This window comes from Massilia rhizosphaerae (assembly GCF_016093545.1).
Taxonomy (GTDB): Bacteria; Pseudomonadota; Gammaproteobacteria; order Burkholderiales; family Burkholderiaceae_D; genus Telluria; species Telluria rhizosphaerae.
The window spans coordinates 270,401-289,988 of sequence record NZ_JADKYX010000001.1 but is presented as its reverse complement, the minus strand read 5'-3'; the positions used below and the strand labels follow the sequence as shown (position 1 = coordinate 289,988).

Here is a 19,588-nt window from a genome sequence, read left to right as displayed (position 1 = left end):
TGGAATGAAAGATTTTACCAGCATGGACAGATGGGCGGTGAACGACCAACTATGCGTCAAGAAAAATGTTTCCACATGGAATTTTATTTCCTGAATTGATACCATTCCATATATACTGGTTCGCAATCACCGAGCTTAACCTGGAGACGTAGCACATGCCCGCACCGCACACGCCCTCAGGCGCCGCGCAGGACGACGACCTGGTGTTCGCAGACGAGACGCCGGCAGTCGCGCCCCATGGCAGCGGCGCATGGCGCGTGCTGATCGTCGACGACGACGCGGACGTGCATTCGACGACGACGTTCGCGTTGGGCAGCCTCGAGATGCACGGCCGGCCGCTGGCCTTCCTGCATGCCTATTCGGCGGCCCAGGCCATGGCCCTGCTCGAGCGCGAGCGCGACATCGCGGTGATCCTGCTCGACGTGGTGATGGAACAGGCGGACGCCGGGCTGCAGCTCGTGCGCCACGTGCGCGACACGCTGGGCCGCCACGACGTCCGCATCATCCTGCGCACGGGCCAGCCCGGCTATGCGCCCGAGATGGACGCGATCCGCGGCTACGACATCAACGATTACCGCACCAAGTCCGAACTCACCCGCACGAAGCTGTACACGAGCGTGGCGGCGGCGATCCGCGCCTACCAGCAGATCCACGCGCTGGAAGACAGCCGCACGGGGCTGGCCGAAGTCGTGCGGGCGAACACCGAACTGATGGCCCTGCATTCCGTCGGCGAGATGACCCTGGGCATCCTGCGCGAAGTGGCCGCCCTCGCCGGCCAGCCGGCCGACGGCCTGTTGTGCGCCTGCCCGCCGGGCACCCCCGCCGTAGGCTGGCAAGTCCTGGCCAGTTGCGGCCCCAGCGCGAGCTATACGCACGACGGCATGCTCCTGCGCGGTGCGCAGGGGCCGGCCGCCGCCATCGCGCAGGCGCTGGCCGAGCGCCGCAACCTGGTCCGCGACGACCACCTGGCCCTCTACTTCAGCGGCAAGGCCCACTGCGACTTCGCCGCGTGGGTGCGGCTCGCGCGGCCGCTGGACGGCCTGCGCCGCGGGCTCGTCGACGTCTTCACGAGCAGCATCGCCGTCGGCCTCGACAACGTCGCGCTGATGACCGACCTGCACCGCGCCGCGTTCTACGACCCATTGACGGGCCTGCCGAACCGCACGCGCCTCGTCGAACTCGTCGACGACAGCCTGCAGACGCGCGCCGACGCCACCTTGTGCCTCGTCGACATCGACCAGTTCGCCGAGACGAACGACGCCCTCGGCCACCAGTTCGGCGACGCCCTGCTCGTCGCCGTGGCGCAGCGCCTGCGCCAGCGCCTGGACGCCCGCCTGGCGCTGGCGCGCATCGGCGGCGACATCTTCTGCGTGCTGGGCCAGGACGACCTGATCGACCCGCCCGCCGTGCAGGACCTGTTCGCGGCGCCGTTCTCCATCGAAGGCCAGGACGTGCAGGTGTCGGCCACGCTGGGCCTCGTGCGCCTGCGCGAACACGATGCCGGCGCGGCGGACGCGCTGAAGGATGCCGACATCGCCCTCAAGCGCGCCAAGAGCCTGCGCCGCGGCGGCCACTTCTATTTTTCGCGCAGCATGGGCGTGGAGATCCGCGAACGCGTGCGGCTCATGCACGCGCTGCGCAGCGGCTTCGCGCGCGGCGAACTATTCCTCGCCTACCAGCCGCAAGTCGAACTGGCCGCGCGCCGCGCGTTCGGCGCCGAGGCGCTGCTGCGCTGGCGCACCGAAGACGGCCGCTTCGTGCCGCCGGACCGCTTCATCCCGATCGCGGAATATTCGGGCCTGATCATCGACATCGGCGCGTGGGTGCTGCGCGAAGCGTGCGCGGAACTCGTGCGCGTGCGCGCGGCCGGGCACCTGGACTTCACGATGTCGATCAACGTCTCGCAGGTCCAGTTCCGCCATCCGCACTTCGTCGACATGCTGCGCCAGGCGCTGCTGGACACCGGCGCGCCGCCGGAGCGCGTCGAGCTGGAGATCACGGAATCGATGGCGATGGAAGAACCGGACCTGCTGATCGAACGCCTGGCCGAGATCAAGCGCACGGGCGTGTCGATCGCCATCGACGATTTCGGGACCGGGTTCTCGTCGCTGTCCTATCTGCAGCGGCTGTGCGTGGACCGGCTCAAGATCGACCGCGCGTTCGTGACCGAAATCACGGACGCGGCGCGCGGCAGCAGCATCGCCGAGATGGTCATCGAACTGGGGCGCAACCTGGGCCTGTCGATCATCGCCGAGGGCGTGGAGGACGAGCGCCAGGCGCAGATCCTGCAGACGCTCGGGTGCCCGCTGGCGCAGGGCTATCTGTTCGCACGGCCGCTGGCGCCCGAGGCGCTCATCGAGTGGTTGGGCAGCGACGTCCTGACCCGGGCCGCGTGACACGCTTGGTGGGCACGGGGTGCCCACCCTACGATTTAAGCGGTGCCGTAGGGTGGGCGCCCCGCGCCCACCATTTCAAACGCGTACCGGCAACCGGGAGGGTCAATCCTCGGCCATCTGCTCCGCGGGCCAATCGCGGATGTAGGCCTTGAGCATGCGGTTCTCGAAGCTCTGCGCTTCCAGCACGGCCTTCGCGACGTCGTAGAACGAGATCACGCCCAGCAGCGTGCGCGCGTTCATGACGGGCAAGTAGCGCGCGTGCTTTTCCAGCATGATGCGGCGCACTTCGTTGACTTCGGTGTCCGGCGTGACGGTGATCGGACTGTCGTCCATGTGCTTGCGCACGGTGCCCGCGCTCTCGAGCGAACCGCCATGCGCGTGCAAGGCCTTCATGACCTCGCGGAAGGTCAGCATGCCGACCAGGTCGCCGTATTCCATCACGACGAGCGAACCGATGTCGCGCTCGGCCATCGTGGCGGCGGCGTTGGCCAGGTCGGTGTCCGGCGACACGGTGTAGAGAATGTCGCCCTTGACCTGCAGGATTTCCGATACCTTCATTTGGACCCCCTTGATTGGAGATGCTTGCTGCGTTGTGTATTTCATAAATTTGACTCTAGCCTAAGCTCTCGGAAAAATCCAGCTTTATGCCCTGCAACCGTGCACGACACATGATCTTGATGATTAAATGTAACGGTTAGCGCTATCGGGTGCTAGCATGCGCCGTCTTCGTCTTTCAGGAACAGCATGCCATGAGCGGACCCAGGTATCCCGGCTTTACCACCCTCGCGCTGCACACCGCCGCCGGCGCGCACACGCAGGCCGCGGCGGTCGCCACGCTGGAAGAACGCAGCGCCGCCCTCGAAGGCGGCGTGGCCGGCATCGCGGCCGCCAGCGGCCAGGCCGCCCTGCACCTCGCGCTGGCCACGCTCGCCGGCGCGGGTCACCACGTCGTCGCCGCGAACAACCTGGGCGCCGGGCACGCCGCGCTGCTGGCCCACGGCCTGGGGCGCTTCGGCGTCGCCGCGACCTTCGTCGACGCGCGCGATCCCAGCGCCTGGCGCGCCGCCATCCGGCCCGAGACGCGCCTGCTCGTCGGCGCCGCCCTCGGCGGTGACAATCTCGACGTGCTCGACATCCCGACCGTGGCCGCCATCGCGCACGAGCACGACCTGCCGCTGGTGGTCGACGCGACGCTCGCCACGCCGTGGCTGCTGGCGCCAGTCGACCACGGCGCCGACCTCGTGGTCCACGGGGCCGGCTTCCTCGCCGGGAAAGCGGATGCGGCGGGCGGCCTGCTCGTCGACGGCGGCACGTTCGACTGGCACGCGGCCCACGGGCGCACGGGGCGCTTCGCCGCATTGTGCGAACCGGATCCGGGCTGCGACGGCCGCGTGTTCGCCGAGGAGTCGACGGTAGGCGCGTTCGCCCTGCGCGCCCGCCACGCCGCCCTGCGCGATTTCGGCGCGACGCTCGGCGCCCACGACGCCGGCGTGATCCTCGACGGCCTGGAGACGCTGGGCGTGCGCATGGACCGCCACGTCACCGGCGCGCACCGGGTCGCGGAAATGCTCGCCGCGCACCCGGCCGTGGCCGGCGTCGCCTATCCCGGCCTGGACAGCCACCCGGACCACGACCTTGCGCGCCGACTGCTGCCGCGCGGCTGCGGCGCCGTCGTTCCGTTCACGCTGCAGGGGGGCATAGCCGCCGCCGGACGCTTCCTCGACGGGCTGAAGATCTTCGGCCGCGACGCCGGCTGCGGCGGCGCCCGTTCGCACGCCGCGCCGCTCGGCGCCGGCGCGATCCGCCTGACGGTCGGGCTGGAAGACACGGACGACCTCTTGGGCGACCTCGACCGCGCCCTGAAACTGGCGCAGAAAGGAGCCTGACATGCTGATCGACGTAAACGGCAATACCGCCTACGCCTACACCGCCGGCACGGAACCCGCGCCGGACCGTTCCGCCGTCGTCCTCGTCCACGGCGCCCAGAACGACCATTCCGTGTGGACGGCCCAGGCCCACGCGCTGGCGCGGCAGGGCCACGCCGTGCTGGCCGTCGATCTGCCCGGCCACGGCCGCAGCGCCGGCTCCGCCCTGGTGACGGTGGAGGCGATGGCCGACTGGCTGCTCGCCCTGCTGGACGCGGCCGGCATCGACCGCGCCGTGCTCGCCGGCCACAGCATGGGATCGCTGATCGCGCTGGAAGCCGCGTTCCGGCAACCGGCGCGGGTACGCGCCCTCGCCCTCGTCGGCAGCACGTGGCCGATGAAGGTATCGGATGCGCTGCTGGCAACGGCGCTGTCGGACGAAGCGGCCGCCATCGACATGGTGAACCTGTGGTCGCACGCGGGCATCGCGCCGGCGGCGCCTGGCAGCCCGCAGGGCTTCTGGGTGCCGGGCGCGTCGCGCCGGCTGATGCAGCGCCTGTCGGAGATCCATCCCGCGCAACTGCTGCACACGGACTTCGTCGCGTGCAACACGTATGCGAACGGCGCCGCGGCCGCCGGGGCCGTCGCGTGTCCGGCGCTGTTCGTGCAGGGCCGGCGCGACGTCATGACCCCGCCCCGCTCGGCGCAGGCGCTCGTGGCGGCGATCCCGCACGCGCGCGTGGCCGCGTTCGATTGCGGGCATGCGTTGATGACGGAGCGGCCGGACGACGTCGCGGCCGCGTTGGCGGACTTCGTGCGCGGCCTGAATTGATCTACACTGGGCGCAGCGGGAACCGATCGGGAAACATCGGAAAAATCAGGAGACACGCCATGGCCGCCGTACGCTACGACAGCTTCGCGCAGTTCTATCCCTATTACCTGGCCCAGCACGAACACCGCCTGTGCCGGCGCGCCCACTTCCTCGGCACGTCGTCCGCCATCGCGGGAGTTGCCCAGTACATCGACAGCCTGAACCCGTGGTGGCTGCTCGTGGCCGTCGTGACGGGGTATGGCGGCGCCTGGATCGGCCACTTCCTGTTCGAGAAAAACCGCCCGGCCACGTTCGACTACCCGTGGTATTCGTTCCGCGCCGACTGGGTCATGTACTGGCAGATGCTGACCGGCAAGCTCACCTGGTGACCGGCGCCGCCGTGCGCTCGAAATGCTCGGCCAGCGTTTCGTCCAGTCCCCGCTCCACGGCGGCCTCCACTTCGCGCGCCAGCGCGGCCGTGTCCAGCGCCAGCGGCGCCTGCGCCGCGTCGCCCACGGGCCCCGCCTCGCTGCCGATGCCGCCGAACACGAACAGGCGGTAGACGTCGGCCAGGCGGATCAGGCGCGGATCGACGAGCAGCACCCAGCACTGGGTTCCCGCCGGCGCGCCCTTGCCCCACCGCAGCGCGACTTGCGTCTCGGCCTGCACCCGGCCCACCCAGCCGGCCGCCAGCATCTGCTCCAGCAACGCCGTCATCTCGTCGTAGCCGATGCGGGTCGAGGCCCGGATCTGGGCGCTCGACACCATGGCGGTGCCCGTCAGCCGCGCCCCGCCCTGCAGGACTTTCAGCACGGCCATCGCGTCGACGAAGGCGCCGCCCGGCACGGGCTCGTACCACCACCGTTCGTACTTGACGATCGGCAGCGCGGCCGTGAGCAGCGCGCCCACCAGGGTGATCATCCACGACAGGTACATCCAGACGAGGAACAGCGGCAGGGCCGCCAGCGCGCCGTAGATGATGGCGTAGGTGGGAAACTGGCGGATGAAGACGGCGAACACGCGCTTCGCCACCTCGAACGCGATGGCAGCGACGAGCCCGCCCCACATGGCGTCGCGCCAGTCGACGTCGCGGTTCGGCACGATCATGTACAGCAGGACGTAGGCGCCCGTCGTCAATGCGACCGACACGACCGTGTAGAACACGGCGCCCAGGAACGGCACGAGGCTCATCAGGCTGTTGGTGGCGGAAAACAGCTGCGACGTCAAGGTCAGCGAGATACCGAACGCGAGCGGGCCCAGCGTCACGAGCGCCCAGTACACGAGCACCCGCTGGACGAGGGGCCGCGGCTGGCGGACTTTCCAGATCTGGTTGAACGCCCGCTCGATCGTGCCAATCAGGGCGACCGACGTGAACACGAGCGCGATACCGCCCACCGCCGACAGACCCGTCGCCTTGCTGGCGAATTGCGTCAGGTTCGACGTGATCGTGTTCGCGATCGCCCTGGGCATCAGCATCTGGACGAAGTAATTGTCGAGTGCCGTGCGCAGCTTGCCGAACATGGGAAAGGTCGTGAAGACGGCGAGCACGATCGTCAGCAGGGGCACGATGGCCAGCGTGGTCGTGAACGTGAGGCTGCCCGCCACCTGGGGAAGCTTTTCTTCGGTCAGGCGGCGGCGCGCGAAGCGCACGAGATCGCGCGCCTCGTTCCACGTCAGCCCGCGCACCCGGTCGACGCCCGTGTTGATCATCTCGGTCGTGCTGCGGGAAAGATTGGTGACGGTCTTGGAAAGCATCGAAAAAGCGCTCGTGGCGGGCGTGTCATCTTGTAAAGCGCCCTATAATACCAACGATGAACCCAACCAATCGGATTATCCTCGTGTTGTATTACTCACGTCATGGCAAGACGCGCCGGCTGGCCGAACTGATCGGCCAGGGCGTCGACAGCGTGCCCGGCATGGAAGCCCGGCTGCGGACGGTGCCGGCCGTGTCGACGGTCGCCGAAGCGACGGCACCCGACATCCCGCGCGCAGGCGCGCCGTACGTGGAACTCGAGGACCTGGCCGAATGCGCCGGACTGGCGCTGGGTTCGCCCACGCGCTTCGGCAATATGGCGGCACCGATGAAATATTTCCTCGACGGCACCTCCGCGCAATGGCTGTCCGGCACCCTGGCCGGCAAGCCGGCGGCCGTGTTCACGTCGACGGGCAGCCTGCACGGCGGCCAGGAATCGACCTTGCTGTCGATGATGATCCCGCTGCTGCACCACGGCATGATGGTGATGGGCCTGCCCTACACCGAGCCGGAACTGATGACCACCGCCAGCGGCGGCAGTCCCTACGGCGCGACCCACTGGTCCGGCGTGGACGGCACCCGCCCGGTGACGGAAGACGAGAAGCGGCTTGCGATCGCGCTCGGCCGGCGCCTCGCACAAGCAAGCCGCAAACTGCAGGGGATGGAATAGGCGATGCAAGTGTTAAGGGTGTTTCATACGGGCGCGGTGACCAGCCTGGTCCTGCTGCTCGCCTGGCTGCTGGCCTGGGAGATCGTCGTGGCGCCGCTCCATCCGGGCGGCTCGCTGCTGGCCCTCAAGGCCCTGCCGCTGCTGCTGCCGCTGCGCGGCGTGCTCAAACGCGACCTGTACACGCTGCAGTGGTCGTCGATGGTGATCCTGATCTACCTGGTCGAAGGCATCGTGCGCGCCTGGAGCGACCGCGCGGAACTGTCGCGCATGATGGCCCTGGGCGAAACCCTGCTCGTGGCCTCGTACTTCCTGTTCGCACTGCTGTACCTGCGGCCGTACAAGAAGCAGGCGCAGAAACTGGCCAAGGAATTGCTGGACAAGGTCAAAGTGCCGCATGACTGACCCGCATGACTGATCACCTTATCGAACGCTGCGGCGCCATCGTCGGCGCGGTCAACGTCCTCGTCGACGAGCACGACACCGCACCCTATCTCACCGACTGGCGCGGCCGCTTCACGGGACGCTCGCGCGCCGTCGTGCGCCCCGCCGACACGGCGCAGGTCGCCGCCGTCGTGCGCCTGTGCGCCGAGCTTGCCGTGCCCATCGTCCCCCAGGGCGGCCGCACGGGACTCGTGCTGGGCAGCGTGCCGGACGCCTCGGGCGCCGCCGTCGTGCTGTCGCTGCGGCGCCTGAACCGCATCCGGTCCGTCGACCCGTTCAACCGCACGATGACGGTGGACGCCGGCTGCATCCTGCACGACGTCCAGCAGGCGGCAAGCGAACACGGCATGCTGTTCCCCCTGTCGCTCGCGGCCGAGGGCAGCTGCACCATCGGCGGCAACCTGTCGACCAATGCCGGCGGCACGGGCGTGCTGCGCTACGGGAACACGCGCGAGCTGTGCCTGGGCCTGGAAGTCGTCACGGCGCAGGGCGACGTGTGGGACGGGCTGCGCGGCCTGCGCAAGGACAATACCGGCTACGACCTGCGCGACCTGTACGTGGGCGCGGAAGGCACGCTCGGCGTCATCACGGGGGCCGTGCTGAAGCTGTTCCCGCAACCCAAGGCGGCGCTCACGGCGCTCGTGGCGCTGGCCACGCCGCGCGACGCCCTGGCCCTGCTGAAGCTCGTCGAGGCGGAATGCGGCCCCACCTTGACGGGCTATGAATTGATGAGCGACGTCAGCCTGCGCCTCGTCGCCACCCACTTCCCCGACCTGCCGCAACCGTTCCCGGAACGCTATCCGCACTACGCGCTGCTGGAATTGTCCAGCCACGAATCCGAGGCGCACGGCGTCGCCCTGCTGGAGCGCGCCATCGAACGTGCGCTGGAGGAAGGCGTCGCGCGCGACGCCGTCGTCGCGACGTCGATCGCCCGGGCGCGCGCGCTGTGGGCGATCCGCGAGCACATCCCGCTCGCGCAGGCAGCCGCCGGCAAGAACATCAAGCACGACATCTCGGTGCCGATCTCGCGCATCGCCGACTTCATCGAGGCGACGGACGCCCGCCTGGAAGCGGATTATCCGGGCGTGCAGGTGGTCTGCTTCGGTCACCTGGGCGACGGCAACCTGCACTACAACGTCGCGCCGCCGGAAGGCGTCCGCCACGACGACTTCCTCGCGCAGCAAGGCCCCATCAACCGCATCGTGCACGACAGCGTGGCGGCGCACGGCGGATCGATCTCGGCCGAACACGGCGTCGGCGCGCTCAAGCGGGACGAACTGCCGCGCTACAAATCCCCGATCGAACTGGATCTGATGCGTGCCATCAAGGCCGCCCTCGACCCGCTCGGCATCATGAACCCCGGTAAAATTCTTTGACCGGGAGACCGCGATGAACCGTTTGATCCCCCTGCTGGCGGCCTGCGCGCTGTCCAATGCCCTCGCCCAGCCCGTCTACAAGTGCACGCACGCCGGCAAGACGAGCTATGCCGACCGACCTTGCGCCGCCGGCAAGTCCGTCGAACTGCCGCCGCCCGCCGGCGTGCGCCCGGAAGGCGCGGAGACGGTCGCCGCGCGCGATGCGCGCACGCTCGTCGAACTGGAAAAGCTGCGCCTCGCCCAGGCCAAGGAAGAGCGGCGCAGCGCCAGGGCCGACGCCCGCGCGGCGCGCACGGCCGGGGCGCACCGCAAGCAGTGCGCGCGCCTGCACCTGCGCAAGCGCTGGGCCGACGAAGACGCCGCCCGCCTGACGGGCCGCGGCCGCGTCGCGGCGCAGCGCCGGGCACAACGGGCGCAGGAAGCGCTGGCGCTGGAATGTCCGGCGTGATGTCCGGCACCGCCCCGCTGGCGCGCTGGCTGCTGTTCGGCGAATGGCGCGCGCACCCGATGCGCGCCGTGCTGGCCGTCGTCGCCATCGCCGTCGGCGTCGCGATGGGCTTCGCCATCCACCTGATCAACGCGGCCGCCTTCAACGAATTCAACGCGGCCGTGCAAAGCCTGTCCGGCCGCGCCGACGTCCAGGTGACGGGGCGAGAGGCCCTGTTCGACGAAGGCATCTATCCGCGCCTGGCGCAGCACGAGGGCGTCGCCGTCGCCTCGCCCGTGCTGGAAGTGGACGCGGCGCGCGCGGACGATCAGGGACGGACGGCGGGCGCGCTCAAGATCGTCGGCCTCGACGCCTTCCGCGCCGGCTACATCGCGCCCGACCTGATGGGCGTGCCGGATCCGGCCCACCCGTACGACGTGCTCGCCGACGACGCCGTATTCCTGTCCCCGGCCGCCCAGGCCTGGCTGGGCAAGACGCGCGGCGACGTCCTCGTCCTGCGCGCCGGCACGGACAACGTGCGGCTGCGCGTGGCGGGGCCGATCCTGCACGCGCGCAGCGGGCAGCGCCTGGGCGTGATGGACATCGGTGCGCTGCAATGGCGCTTCCACCTCGTCGGCAAGCTGTCGCGCATCGACCTGAAACTGCGCGACGGCGTCGACCGCGCCGCGTTCGAACGGGCGCTGACGGCGGAACTCGAGCGCGATTATCCGGGCCGCTTCACGGTCGGCCGGCCGGGCGACGCCAACCAGGAAAGCCGCAGCAACAACCTGAGCCGTGCCTACCGCGTGAACCTTACGGTGCTGGCCCTCGTCGCGCTGTTCACGGGCGCGTTCCTCGTGTTTTCCACGCAAGCCCTGTCCGTGCTGCGCCGGCGCGGGCAGTTCGCGCTGCTGCGCGTGCTGGGCCTGCCGCGCCGCGGCCTGCTGCGCCAGGTGCTGCTGGAAGGCGCGATCCTCGGCGTGCTCGGCGCCCTGCTCGGCATCGCGGCCGGCTACGGCCTCGCCGCCGCGGCGCTGGCGCTGTTCGGCGGCGACCTCGGCGCCGGCTACTTCCCCGGCGTGAAGCCGCGCGTCGCGTTCGCGCCCGGCGCCGCCCTCGTCTACTTCGCCCTGGGCCTGGGCGTCGCGCTGCTCGGCTGCGCGGCGCCGGCATTGGAGGCGGCGCGGGCCCGTCCCGCCATCGCCCTCAAATCCGGCAACGACGAAACGGCCCTGGACCGCCTGAACCGCGTCTGGCCCGCGCTCGCCTGCCTGCTGCTGGCCGGCGCCTGCGCGTTCGCGCCGCCCGTGTTCGGCCTGCCGCTGTTCGGCTACTTTGCCGTCGCCCTGCTGCTCGTGGGCGGCATCGGCCTGATGCCCCGGCTGGCCGCGTCTGCATTCCGCCACCTCGAACGCCTGCTGCGGGGCCGCGAAGAGCGCTCGCCCGTGCTGGCGCTGACCCTCGCGCGCCTCGCCAACGCGCCCGGCCAGGCGTCGATCGCGCTGGGCGGCGTGCTCGCGAGCTTCAGCCTGATGGTCGCGATGGGCATCATGGTCGCCAGTTTCCGCGTCTCCGTCGACGACTGGATCCTGCACATCCTGCCCGCCGACCTGTACGTGCGGAGCAGCGGCGGCGGCAACACGGGCGGCTTCGGGCCGCGCGAACAGGCCGCCATGGCCGCCGTGCCGGGAGTCGCGCGCAGCGCCTTCCTGCGCACGCGGCCCTTGTCGCTCGATCCCGCGCGCCCGAACATCGTGCTCATCGCGCGCGACATCGATGCCGCCGATCCCGGACGGATGCTCGCCCTCGTCGGCGCCGGCGCGCCGGTCCCGGCCGGCAGCCGGCCCGTGTGGATCTCGGAAGCGATGACGGACCTGTATCGCCTGCGCGTCGGCCAGGTCCTGACGCTGCCCCTGGGCGGCCGCCCGCAACCCTTTTTCATCGCCGGCGTGTGGCGCGACTACGCCAGCCAGAGCGGGGCCGTCGTCGTGCGCCTGGCCGACTACCGCGCCCTCACCGGGGACACGACCGTCACGGACGCCGCATTCTGGACCGCGCCCGGCGTCGACGCCGCGCAACTGCAAGCGGCGTTGCGCCGCCTGCCGTTCGGCGCCGCGCTGCAGATGGCGCGCCCCGGCGACATCCGCGCCATGAGCCTGAAGATCTTCGACCGCAGCTTCGCCGTCACGTACCTGCTGGAGGCGATCGCGATCGCCATCGGCCTCTCGGGCGTGGCGGCCACCTTCTCCGCGCAGACGCTGGCGCGCGCGAAGGAATTCGGCATGCTGCGCCACGTGGGCGTCACGCGCGGCCAGGTGCTCGGCATCCTCGCCGTCGAAGGCGGCGCCCTGACGGCGCTGGGCGTCGCGACCGGGTTCGTGCTGGGGCTCGTCATCAGCCTGATCCTCGTCTACGTCGTCAATCCGCAGTCGTTCCACTGGACCATGCAGCTGCACCTGCCCTGGCCCTTGCTGGCGAGTGTCGCGACCGTGCTGGTGGCGGCGTCCGTGGCGACGGCGCTCGTGTCGGGCCGCTACGCGCTGTCCGGCGGGCCGGTGCGCGCCGTCCGGGAGGACTGGTGACGATCATGATATTGCGCGTCCTCGTCCTGTGGCTGTTCGCCGCCTGCGCCCAAGCCGCGCCGCCCGTCTTCGCGACGGTCACGCCGGGCCGCGCCCTGGTCTTCCCGGCCGACTACGGCGCCCATCCCGACTACCGCACGGAATGGTGGTACGCGACCGGCTGGCTGCAAACGCCCGACGGCAAGCCGCTGGGCTTCCAGGTCACGTTCTTCCGCAGCCGCACGGAGACCGATTCCGCCAACCCCAGCGCGTTCGCGCCCAAGCAGCTGATCATCGGGCACGCGGCCCTGTCCGACCCCGCCGTCGGCCACCTCGTGCACGACCAGCGCAGCGCCCGCGCCGGTTTCGGCCTCGCCCACGCGGCCACGGGCACGACCGACGTCAAGCTGGACGACTGGAGCATGCGGCGCGAGCCGGACGGCCGCTACCGCGTCGTCGTGCGCGCCGGCGACCTGTCGTTCACGTTGCGCCTCGCGCCCACGCAACCCTTGCTGCTGCAGGGAGACGCCGGTTATTCGCAAAAAGGTCGGCAGGCCGGGCATGCGAGTTACTACTACAGCGAGCCGCATTTGCAAGTCGACGGCGAGATCGTCCGCGCGGGCCGCAAGCAGGCAGTCACCGGCACCGCGTGGCTCGATCACGAATGGTCCAGCCAGGTGCTGGACACGAACGCCGCCGGCTGGGACTGGACCGGCATCAACCTCGACGACGGCGGCGCCCTCATGGCCTTCCGGATCCGCGCCAAGGATGGTAGTACACTGTGGGCCCACGCGACCTGGCGCGACACGGCCGGCCGCGTGACGCAGTACGGCCCGGACCAGGTGCGCTTCGCGCCACGACGGACCTGGACCTCGCCCCGCACCAACGCCGCCTACCCGGTGGCGACGGTATTGACGACGGGGACAACGAAATGGCGCATCGAGCCCCTGCAACCCGACCAGGAACTCGATTCGCGCGCATCGACCGGGGCCGTGTACTGGGAAGGCGCCGTCACCGCCTGGCGCGACGGCCGGCCCGCCGGCCGCGGCTATCTCGAACTGACGGGCTACGTATCCGCCATGAAGCTATGAAGCTATGAAGCTATGAAGCCATGAACACGCAAGCATCCGCACCTCCACGAACGACGCACAACGACATGAGCAACGGTACCGCCACCGAGACCCCCACGCCCGCCGCGCGCAGAAGCGCCCTCGCCGCCCTGAAAGGCCTGCTGCCCTTCCTGCGCCCATACCGCCGCCAGTTCCTGCTCGCCGGCATCGCGCTGCTCGTCGCGGCCGGCGCCACGCTCGCGATCCCGGCCGCCTTCAAGCAGATGATCGACCACGGCTTCGGCGCCGCCGGCGCCGGCCGCGGGGGCGGCGGCGCGAGCGCGGCCAACGTCAACGCCACGTTCCTCGCGCTGTTCGGCGTCGCGTCCGTGCTCGCGGTCGCGACGGCCGCGCGGTATTACATGGTGTCGTGGCTGGGCGAGCGCGTGACGGCCGACATCCGCAGCGCCGTCTACCGCCACGTCGTCGAACAGAGCCCGGAATTCTTCGAGACCACGCGCACGGGCGAAGTGCTGTCGCGCCTGACGACGGACACGACCCTCATCCAGACCGTCGTCGGCACCAGCATCTCGCTCGCGCTGCGCAACACGCTGCTGTTCGTCGGCGGCCTGGCCATGCTGTTCGTGACGAGCGCGAAGCTCACCTCGATCATCCTCGGCCTCTTGGTGCTCGTCGTCGTGCCGATCGTCCTGTTCGGCCGGCGCGTGCGCAAGCTGTCGCGCGACTCGCAGGACCGCATCGCGGACGCGTCGGCGATGGCCGGCGAGATCCTCAACGCCATGCCGACCGTGCAGGCGTTCACCCACGAAAAGATCGAGGCGCGGCGCTTCGGCGCCTCGGTCGAAGGCGCGTTCGCCACGGCGATGCGGCGCATCCGCGCGCGCGCCATGCTGACCTTGGTCGCGATCGCCCTCGTCTTCGGCGCCATCGTGTTCGTGCTGTGGCTGGGCGCGCACGCCGTGCTGCAGGGGACCATGACGGGCGGCGACCTCGGACAGTTCATCCTGTACGCGTCCCTCGTCTCCGGCGCGCTCGGCGCGTTGTCCGAGGTGATGGGCGACGCCCAGCGCGCGGCCGGCGCCACCGAACGCCTGCTGGAACTGCTGGCGGTGCGCTCCGACATCCGCAACCCCGCGCACCCGACGCCGCTGCCCGCGCGCGCGGCCGGCGGCGCCGCCCTGAACCTCGCGCAGGTGCAGTTCTCGTACCCGTCGCGGCCCGAGACGGCCGCGCTGGACCACGTGAACCTCGACGTGAAGCCCGGCGAGACGGTCGCCGTCGTCGGCCCGTCCGGCGCCGGCAAGACGACGCTGTTCCAGCTCCTGCTGCGCTTCTACGACCCGCAGTCGGGCGCGATCCGCCTCGACGGCGTCGACATCCGCGACCTCGACCTGCACGTGCTGCGCGACGCCATCGGCATCGTCCCGCAGGATACGGTGATCTTCTCCGCCAACGCGCTGGAAAACATCCGCTACGGCCGTGCCGACGCGACGGACGAGGAAGTGATCGCCGCCGCGAAGCTGGCCGCGGCCCACGAATTCATCGAACGCCTGCCGGAAGGCTACCAGTCCTACCTGGGCGAGCGCGGCGTGCGGCTGTCCGGCGGCCAGCGCCAGCGCATCGCGATCGCGCGGGCGCTGCTCAAGAACCCGCCGCTGCTGCTGCTGGACGAAGCGACGAGCGCCCTCGACGCCGAGTCGGAACGCCTCGTGCAGCGCGCACTCGAAGCGGCGATGGTGGGCCGCACGACCCTCATCATCGCGCACCGCCTGGCCACCGTGCAGCGGGCCGACCGCATCATCGTGATGGAAGACGGCCGCATCGTCGAGACGGGCACGCATGCGTCGCTGGTGGCACTCGGCGGCATCTATGCGAACCTGGCGGCTTTGCAGTTTCACAACGTCCAGGTCGAACACTGAGTTAGCGGGTCGGCAACATTGAAAGCGATTTCACGGCAGTTCGTGCCATCCTGGCAAGATTTTGTTGCTTGAGGACGTCGAAAACGCGCGCTCTTTTTGTTTCCTAGCGGATAGCTGACGTAACATAGGCCAACGTCAGCCTCCTCACATTCGCCATGAACAAAAAATCGTTCAATGTCGCCAACTGGACCGTCGGATCCAAGATCACGGCGTTCTCGTTTGCCCTCGTCAGCGCCATCCTCGCCGGCCTCGTCGTCACCATCACCTGGACGACCACCTCGATGCTGCATGCGCGCGCCATCGCCCACGTCGAATCCGAACTGCAGAGCGTCGTCAACGCCGTCGAGATCTTCGACAACGCCGTGAAGCACCAGGCCGTGAGCTACGGCCGCATCTTCGCCTCGCAGTTCGTCGGCGAGTTCACGCTGGACACGGACGCGCTGGTCACGGTGGCCGACAAGCAGGTGCCGACGCTGAAGCTCGCCGGCAAGCCGCTGAACCTCGACTTCACCCTGCCCGACCTGTTCACGCACGAGACGGGCGGCAACGCGACGATCTTCGCCGCCAGCGGCGACGACTTCGTCCGCGTCAGCACGTCCGTGAAAAAAGAGGACGGCTCGCGCGCCGTGGGCACGATCCTCGACCACGCCAGCCCGGCCTATGCGGCCATCCGCGCCGGCAAGCCATTCGTCGGCATGGTCACGCTGTTCGGCAAAAAATTTATGACCGACTACGAACCGATCCGCGACGCCGCCGGCAAGGTCATCGGCATCCTGTACATCGGCCTCGACGTCGAGTCCGACCTCTCCACCCTGCGCGAGCGCATCAGGAAAATGAAGGTGGGCGACACGGGTTATTACTACGTGCTGGATACGACGCCCGGCAAGTCCTACGGCAACCTGATCATCCACCCCGCCAAGGAAGGCAAGAACATCCTGGGCAGCCGCGACGCCAGCGGCCGCGAATTCATCAAGGAGATGCTCGCGACGGGACACGGCCTGATGGCCTATCCGTGGATGAACGCGGAAGCCGGCGAAACGGCGCCGCGCATGAAGGTCGCCGCGTACACGACGTTCAGGGACTGGAACTGGCTGATCGCCGGCGGCACCTACGAGGACGAGATCACCAAGGAAGCGTCGAGCCTGCGCAACCGCTACATCGCCATCGGCCTCGTCGGGCTGGCGATCTTCGCGGCGATCCTGCACGCCGTCATGAAACGCACCGTCACCCGGCCCCTCGTTCGGGCGCGCGACGCCGCCGTCCGCATCGCCGAGGGCGACCTCACCGTGCGCATGGACGTCGACCGCAGCGACGAGATCGGCCTGCTGGCGGAAGCCATGAACAATATCAGCGGCAGCCTGTCGACCGTCGTGGGCCAAGTGCGCCGCGGCGCCGAGCAGATCGCCAACGCGTCCGGCGAGATCTCCAGCGGCAATCTCGACCTGTGCTCGCGCACCGAGCAGCAGGCGGCCAACCTGGCATCCACGGCGAACTCGATGCAGGATCTGACGGAGACCGTGCGCCGCAACGCGGGCGATACCCACGAAGCGAATCAGCTCGCGGTGAACACGTCGATGGTGGCGCAGGAAGGCGGACGCATGGTGCGCGAGGTGATCGCCACGATGGACACGATCAAGGCCTCGTCCGGCAAGATCGGCGACATCATCGGCGTCATCGACGGCATCGCGTTCCAGACCAATATCCTGGCGCTGAACGCGGCCGTGGAAGCGGCCCGTGCCGGCGAACAGGGCCGCGGCTTCGCCGTCGTGGCCACCGAAGTGCGCAACCTCGCGCAGCGCAGCGCGGCGGCCGCCAAGGAGATCAAGGGCCTGATCGTCGCCTCGACGGCCGAAGTGGACGCCGGCAGCCGCGTCGTGCAGGAAGCGGGCGTCACGATGAATGAAGTGCTGGCCAGCGCCGAGAAGGTGACGACCATCATGGCGCGCCTCAGCTCGGCGAACGCGACGCAGAGCAGCGGCATCGAGCACGTCAACCGCTCGATCGGCGAAATGGACCAGGTGACGCAGCAGAACGCTGCCCTCGTCGAGGAAGCCAGCGCCGCCGCCCAGGCCATGCAAGAGCAGGCCGACGAACTGGCGCGCGCCGTGCGCCTGTTCAAGCTGGACCAGTCGGACGCGCCCACGCTGGCGTCCGCGGCGCGCCCGGCGCTCGCGCAATATTAATCACGAGAGCCACACGCCGTAGGGCGGGCACCCCGAGCCCGCCATGCATGCGGCGCCGCGGCAGCGTTCGAAGTCCGCCCTTTCCCGTCCGTCCGCTTGGGTGTAGAGTAGCGCGGTCCGCTACCCTGGAGCCCCGATTGACCGACACCGAACTGCTCGCGCGCTGCACCACGATCTTCCCCGGCCACCGCGCCCGCCCCCCGGCGGAGATGTTCGCCGCGATGGCCGCCTGGTGCGACGCCAACGGCATCGCCCACGACACCTACGGCGACGGCGCCCTGATCCACGGCTTCGAGCGCCGCGTGGCCGAGCTGCTCGGCTTCGAGGCGGCCGTGTTCTGCATCAGCGGCACCCTGGCCCAGGTGACCACCTTGCGCCTCGCGGCCGACGCCCGCGGCCGCGCCCCGGTGGCGCTGCATCCGACCGCGCACATCTTCGTCCACGAACGGTCCAACTACCAGTTGCTGGGGCATTTCGACGCCCTGCGCGTCGGCGATCCGTATCGTCCGTGGGCCGCGGCCGACATTACGAACATCCCGGACCGCCTGTCCGCCGTCGCGTTGGAGATACCCATGCGCGAGATCGGCGGCCAGCTGCCCCGCTGGGACGACCTGCAGGCGATCAAGGCGCACTGCCGCGCCCACGGCATCCACCTCCACATGGACGGCGCGCGCCTGTGGGAAGCGGCGGCGGGCTACGGCCGCCCGGTGGCCGAGATCGCGGCCGGTTTCGACACCGTCTACACGTCGCTGTACAAGGGCATCGGAGGCCTCGGCGGCGCGATGCTGGCCGGCAGCCGCGCGTTCGTCGCGCAGGCGTCCGAATGGTTCAAGCGCCAGGGCGGCAACGTGATCCACCGCTCGCCCTACGTGGTCGCGGCCGCGATGCAGTTCGAGCAGCGGCTCGCCGCCATGCCCGCCTGCTTCGAACGGACCCGGTTCCTGTACGACGTCCTGCGCGACCATCCGTCCCTGCGCGTGAATCCGGCGCAGCCCCAGGCCAACATGCTGCACGTGCACCTGCCGGTGGGCCGCGACCGCGCGCTGGACATCCGCCGCGAACTGGCGCGCGACCACGGCGTCTGGCCGTTCAACCGCGCGAGCCACGGCATGCTGCCGGACACCTCGTTCTTCGAGATCTACGTGGGCGACAACCTGCTGGACGCGCCGGACGGACGCGTGCGCGAGGCCGTCGCGCTGCTGGCGGACGCCGTGGAACGCGCGGCGTAAACATCCCAATGCGATCGCAACGCGGGCCCGTGCCGCATCGGTTAAAATGCGCGGGTTTTCAATCTTTCATTGCGAGCCATCCCGATGCGTCAATACCTCGACCTGATGCGCCATGTGCTGGACCATGGCACGGTCAAAACCGACCGCACCGGCACCGGCACCCGCTCCGTGTTCGGCCACCAGATGCGCTTCGATCTGCGGGAAGGATTCCCGCTGGTGACGACGAAGAAGCTGCACCTGAAGTCGATCATCCATGAGCTGATCTGGTTCCTGGCCGGCTCCACCAACATCGCGTACCTCAAGGACAACGGCGTCTCGATCTGGGACGAGTGGGCGGATGCCGACGGCGAGCTCGGTCCCATCTACGGCTACCAGTGGCGCAGCTGGCCCACGCCGTCGGGCGAGCACATCGACCAGATCGCGCAGGTGCTGGACCAGATCAAGCACAATCCGGACTCGCGCCGCATGATCGTCTCCGCGTGGAATGTGGCGGACATCCCGAAGATGAAGCTGCCGCCCTGCCACGCGCTGTTCCAGTTCTACGTCGCGGACGGCAAGCTGTCGTGCCAGCTGTACCAGCGCAGCGCGGACATCTTCCTCGGCGTCCCGTTCAACATCGCGTCGTACGCGCTGCTCACGCACATGATGGCCCAGCAGGCCGGCCTGGACGTCGGCGACTTCGTCTGGACCGGCGGCGACTGCCACCTGTACGCGAACCACATGGAGCAGGTCGAACTCCAGCTGTCGCGCCCGGAACGCCCGCTACCGCAACTGGTCATCCGGCGCAAGCCAGAGTCCCTGTTCGACTACAAGTTCGACGATTTCGAGATCGCCGGCTACGATCCGCACCCGGCCATCAAGGCGCCGGTCGCGGTGTAAGGAGAAGC

Annotated in this window: 16 protein-coding genes; 14 read left to right on the top strand and 2 right to left on the bottom strand. The window is 69.4% G+C overall.

Translation table 11 applies throughout. From position 1 onward, the window contains the following. Positions 1 to 155: 155 nt before the first annotated feature. A complete protein-coding gene (locus ISF28_RS01270; protein WP_198115330.1) occupies positions 156 to 2,396 on the top strand; it encodes a putative bifunctional diguanylate cyclase/phosphodiesterase in 2,241 nt (746 codons plus the stop codon). Between the two features lie 102 nt (positions 2,397 to 2,498). On the opposite strand, the gene ISF28_RS01265 is transcribed toward ISF28_RS01270, so the two are convergent. Continuing rightward, positions 2,499 to 2,954 (bottom strand): CBS domain-containing protein, encoded by a 456-nt coding sequence (locus tag ISF28_RS01265; RefSeq protein ID WP_198115329.1) that lies wholly within the window; start codon positions 2,952 to 2,954, stop codon positions 2,499 to 2,501. 191 nt (positions 2,955 to 3,145) lie between these two features. Between ISF28_RS01265 and ISF28_RS01260 the strand changes: the two genes are divergently transcribed. The 3 genes from ISF28_RS01260 to ISF28_RS01250 are packed head-to-tail and all read left to right on the top strand — an operon-like array spanning position 3,146 to position 5,461. Further along, complete coding sequence (locus tag ISF28_RS01260) at positions 3,146 to 4,282, top strand: PLP-dependent transferase (RefSeq protein ID WP_198115328.1); 1,137 nt, start codon at positions 3,146 to 3,148, stop codon at positions 4,280 to 4,282. A gap of 1 nt (position 4,283) precedes the next feature. Further along, positions 4,284 to 5,093 (top strand): alpha/beta fold hydrolase, encoded by an 810-nt coding sequence (locus tag ISF28_RS01255; RefSeq protein WP_198115327.1) that lies wholly within the window; start codon positions 4,284 to 4,286, stop codon positions 5,091 to 5,093. A gap of 59 nt (positions 5,094 to 5,152) precedes the next feature. Next, positions 5,153 to 5,461, top strand: coding sequence for an Mpo1-like protein (locus ISF28_RS01250; RefSeq protein ID WP_198115326.1), 309 nt, complete (start codon positions 5,153 to 5,155; stop codon positions 5,459 to 5,461). Here the strand turns inward: ISF28_RS01250 and ISF28_RS01245 are convergent. Continuing rightward, positions 5,451 to 6,827, bottom strand: a complete 1,377-nt coding sequence (locus tag ISF28_RS01245) for a YihY family inner membrane protein (protein ID WP_229518796.1) — start codon at positions 6,825 to 6,827, stop codon at positions 5,451 to 5,453. The two genes, ISF28_RS01250 and ISF28_RS01245, sit on opposite strands and share 11 nt — an antisense overlap. A 56-nt stretch (positions 6,828 to 6,883) precedes the next feature. On the opposite strand from ISF28_RS01245, the gene wrbA reads away from it, so the two are divergent. The 10 genes from wrbA to thyA all read left to right on the top strand — a co-directional run bounded on the left by wrbA (position 6,884) and on the right by thyA (position 19,580). Further along, the gene (gene wrbA, locus ISF28_RS01240) at positions 6,884 to 7,495 is read left to right on the top strand and encodes an NAD(P)H:quinone oxidoreductase (RefSeq protein WP_198115325.1); all 612 of its coding nucleotides are present in this window, start codon (positions 6,884 to 6,886) and stop codon (positions 7,493 to 7,495) included. Positions 7,496 to 7,498: 3 nt separating this feature from the next. Then, positions 7,499 to 7,897, top strand: a complete 399-nt coding sequence (locus tag ISF28_RS01235; RefSeq protein WP_198115324.1) for a DUF2069 domain-containing protein — start codon at positions 7,499 to 7,501, stop codon at positions 7,895 to 7,897. Between the two features lie 5 nt (positions 7,898 to 7,902). Further along, the gene (locus tag ISF28_RS01230; protein ID WP_198115323.1) at positions 7,903 to 9,312 is read left to right on the top strand and encodes an FAD-binding oxidoreductase; all 1,410 of its coding nucleotides are present in this window, start codon (positions 7,903 to 7,905) and stop codon (positions 9,310 to 9,312) included. A gap of 13 nt (positions 9,313 to 9,325) precedes the next feature. Beyond that, positions 9,326 to 9,760, top strand: coding sequence for a DUF4124 domain-containing protein (locus tag ISF28_RS01225; RefSeq protein WP_198115322.1), 435 nt, complete (start codon positions 9,326 to 9,328; stop codon positions 9,758 to 9,760). Further along, a complete protein-coding gene (locus ISF28_RS01220; protein WP_198115321.1) occupies positions 9,760 to 12,321 on the top strand; it encodes an FtsX-like permease family protein in 2,562 nt (853 codons plus the stop codon). Before ISF28_RS01225 ends, ISF28_RS01220 begins: the two co-directional genes overlap by 1 nt. A 5-nt stretch (positions 12,322 to 12,326) precedes the next feature. Further along, on the top strand, positions 12,327 to 13,391 hold the full coding sequence (locus tag ISF28_RS01215) for a lipocalin-like domain-containing protein (RefSeq protein WP_198115320.1): 1,065 nt from the start codon (positions 12,327 to 12,329) through the stop codon (positions 13,389 to 13,391). Positions 13,392 to 13,456: 65 nt separating this feature from the next. Then, entirely contained in the window at positions 13,457 to 15,289 is a 1,833-nt protein-coding gene (locus ISF28_RS01210) for an ABC transporter transmembrane domain-containing protein (protein ID WP_229518795.1), read from the top strand. Between the two features lie 155 nt (positions 15,290 to 15,444). After that, positions 15,445 to 17,472 (top strand): methyl-accepting chemotaxis protein, encoded by a 2,028-nt coding sequence (locus tag ISF28_RS01205; RefSeq protein ID WP_198115318.1) that lies wholly within the window; start codon positions 15,445 to 15,447, stop codon positions 17,470 to 17,472. Positions 17,473 to 17,609: 137 nt separating this feature from the next. Beyond that, entirely contained in the window at positions 17,610 to 18,701 is a 1,092-nt protein-coding gene (locus ISF28_RS01200; protein WP_198115317.1) for a threonine aldolase family protein, read from the top strand. A gap of 84 nt (positions 18,702 to 18,785) precedes the next feature. Continuing rightward, a complete protein-coding gene (thyA, locus tag ISF28_RS01195; protein ID WP_198115316.1) occupies positions 18,786 to 19,580 on the top strand; it encodes a thymidylate synthase in 795 nt (264 codons plus the stop codon). The last annotated feature ends 8 nt before the right edge of the window (positions 19,581 to 19,588 follow it).

Excerpts from the sequence above, each read along its gene's own strand:
- ISF28_RS01270 (WP_198115330.1), top strand. The coding sequence starts at position 156 with ATGCCCGCACCGCACACGCCCTCAGGCGCCGCGCAGGACGACGACCTG.
- ISF28_RS01265 (WP_198115329.1), bottom strand. The coding sequence starts at position 2,954 with ATGAAGGTATCGGAAATCCTGCAGGTCAAGGGCGACATTCTCTACACC.
- ISF28_RS01260 (WP_198115328.1), top strand. The coding sequence starts at position 3,146 with ATGAGCGGACCCAGGTATCCCGGCTTTACCACCCTCGCGCTGCACACC.
- ISF28_RS01255 (WP_198115327.1), top strand. The coding sequence starts at position 4,284 with ATGCTGATCGACGTAAACGGCAATACCGCCTACGCCTACACCGCCGGC.
- ISF28_RS01250 (WP_198115326.1), top strand. The coding sequence starts at position 5,153 with ATGGCCGCCGTACGCTACGACAGCTTCGCGCAGTTCTATCCCTATTAC.
- ISF28_RS01245 (WP_229518796.1), bottom strand. The coding sequence starts at position 6,827 with ATGCTTTCCAAGACCGTCACCAATCTTTCCCGCAGCACGACCGAGATG.
- wrbA (WP_198115325.1), top strand. The coding sequence starts at position 6,884 with ATGAACCCAACCAATCGGATTATCCTCGTGTTGTATTACTCACGTCAT.
- ISF28_RS01235 (WP_198115324.1), top strand. The coding sequence starts at position 7,499 with ATGCAAGTGTTAAGGGTGTTTCATACGGGCGCGGTGACCAGCCTGGTC.
- ISF28_RS01230 (WP_198115323.1), top strand. The coding sequence starts at position 7,903 with ATGACTGATCACCTTATCGAACGCTGCGGCGCCATCGTCGGCGCGGTC.
- ISF28_RS01225 (WP_198115322.1), top strand. The coding sequence starts at position 9,326 with ATGAACCGTTTGATCCCCCTGCTGGCGGCCTGCGCGCTGTCCAATGCC.
- ISF28_RS01220 (WP_198115321.1), top strand. The coding sequence starts at position 9,760 with ATGTCCGGCACCGCCCCGCTGGCGCGCTGGCTGCTGTTCGGCGAATGG.
- ISF28_RS01215 (WP_198115320.1), top strand. The coding sequence starts at position 12,327 with ATGATATTGCGCGTCCTCGTCCTGTGGCTGTTCGCCGCCTGCGCCCAA.
- ISF28_RS01210 (WP_229518795.1), top strand. The coding sequence starts at position 13,457 with ATGAGCAACGGTACCGCCACCGAGACCCCCACGCCCGCCGCGCGCAGA.
- ISF28_RS01205 (WP_198115318.1), top strand. The coding sequence starts at position 15,445 with ATGAACAAAAAATCGTTCAATGTCGCCAACTGGACCGTCGGATCCAAG.
- thyA (WP_198115316.1), top strand. The coding sequence starts at position 18,786 with ATGCGTCAATACCTCGACCTGATGCGCCATGTGCTGGACCATGGCACG.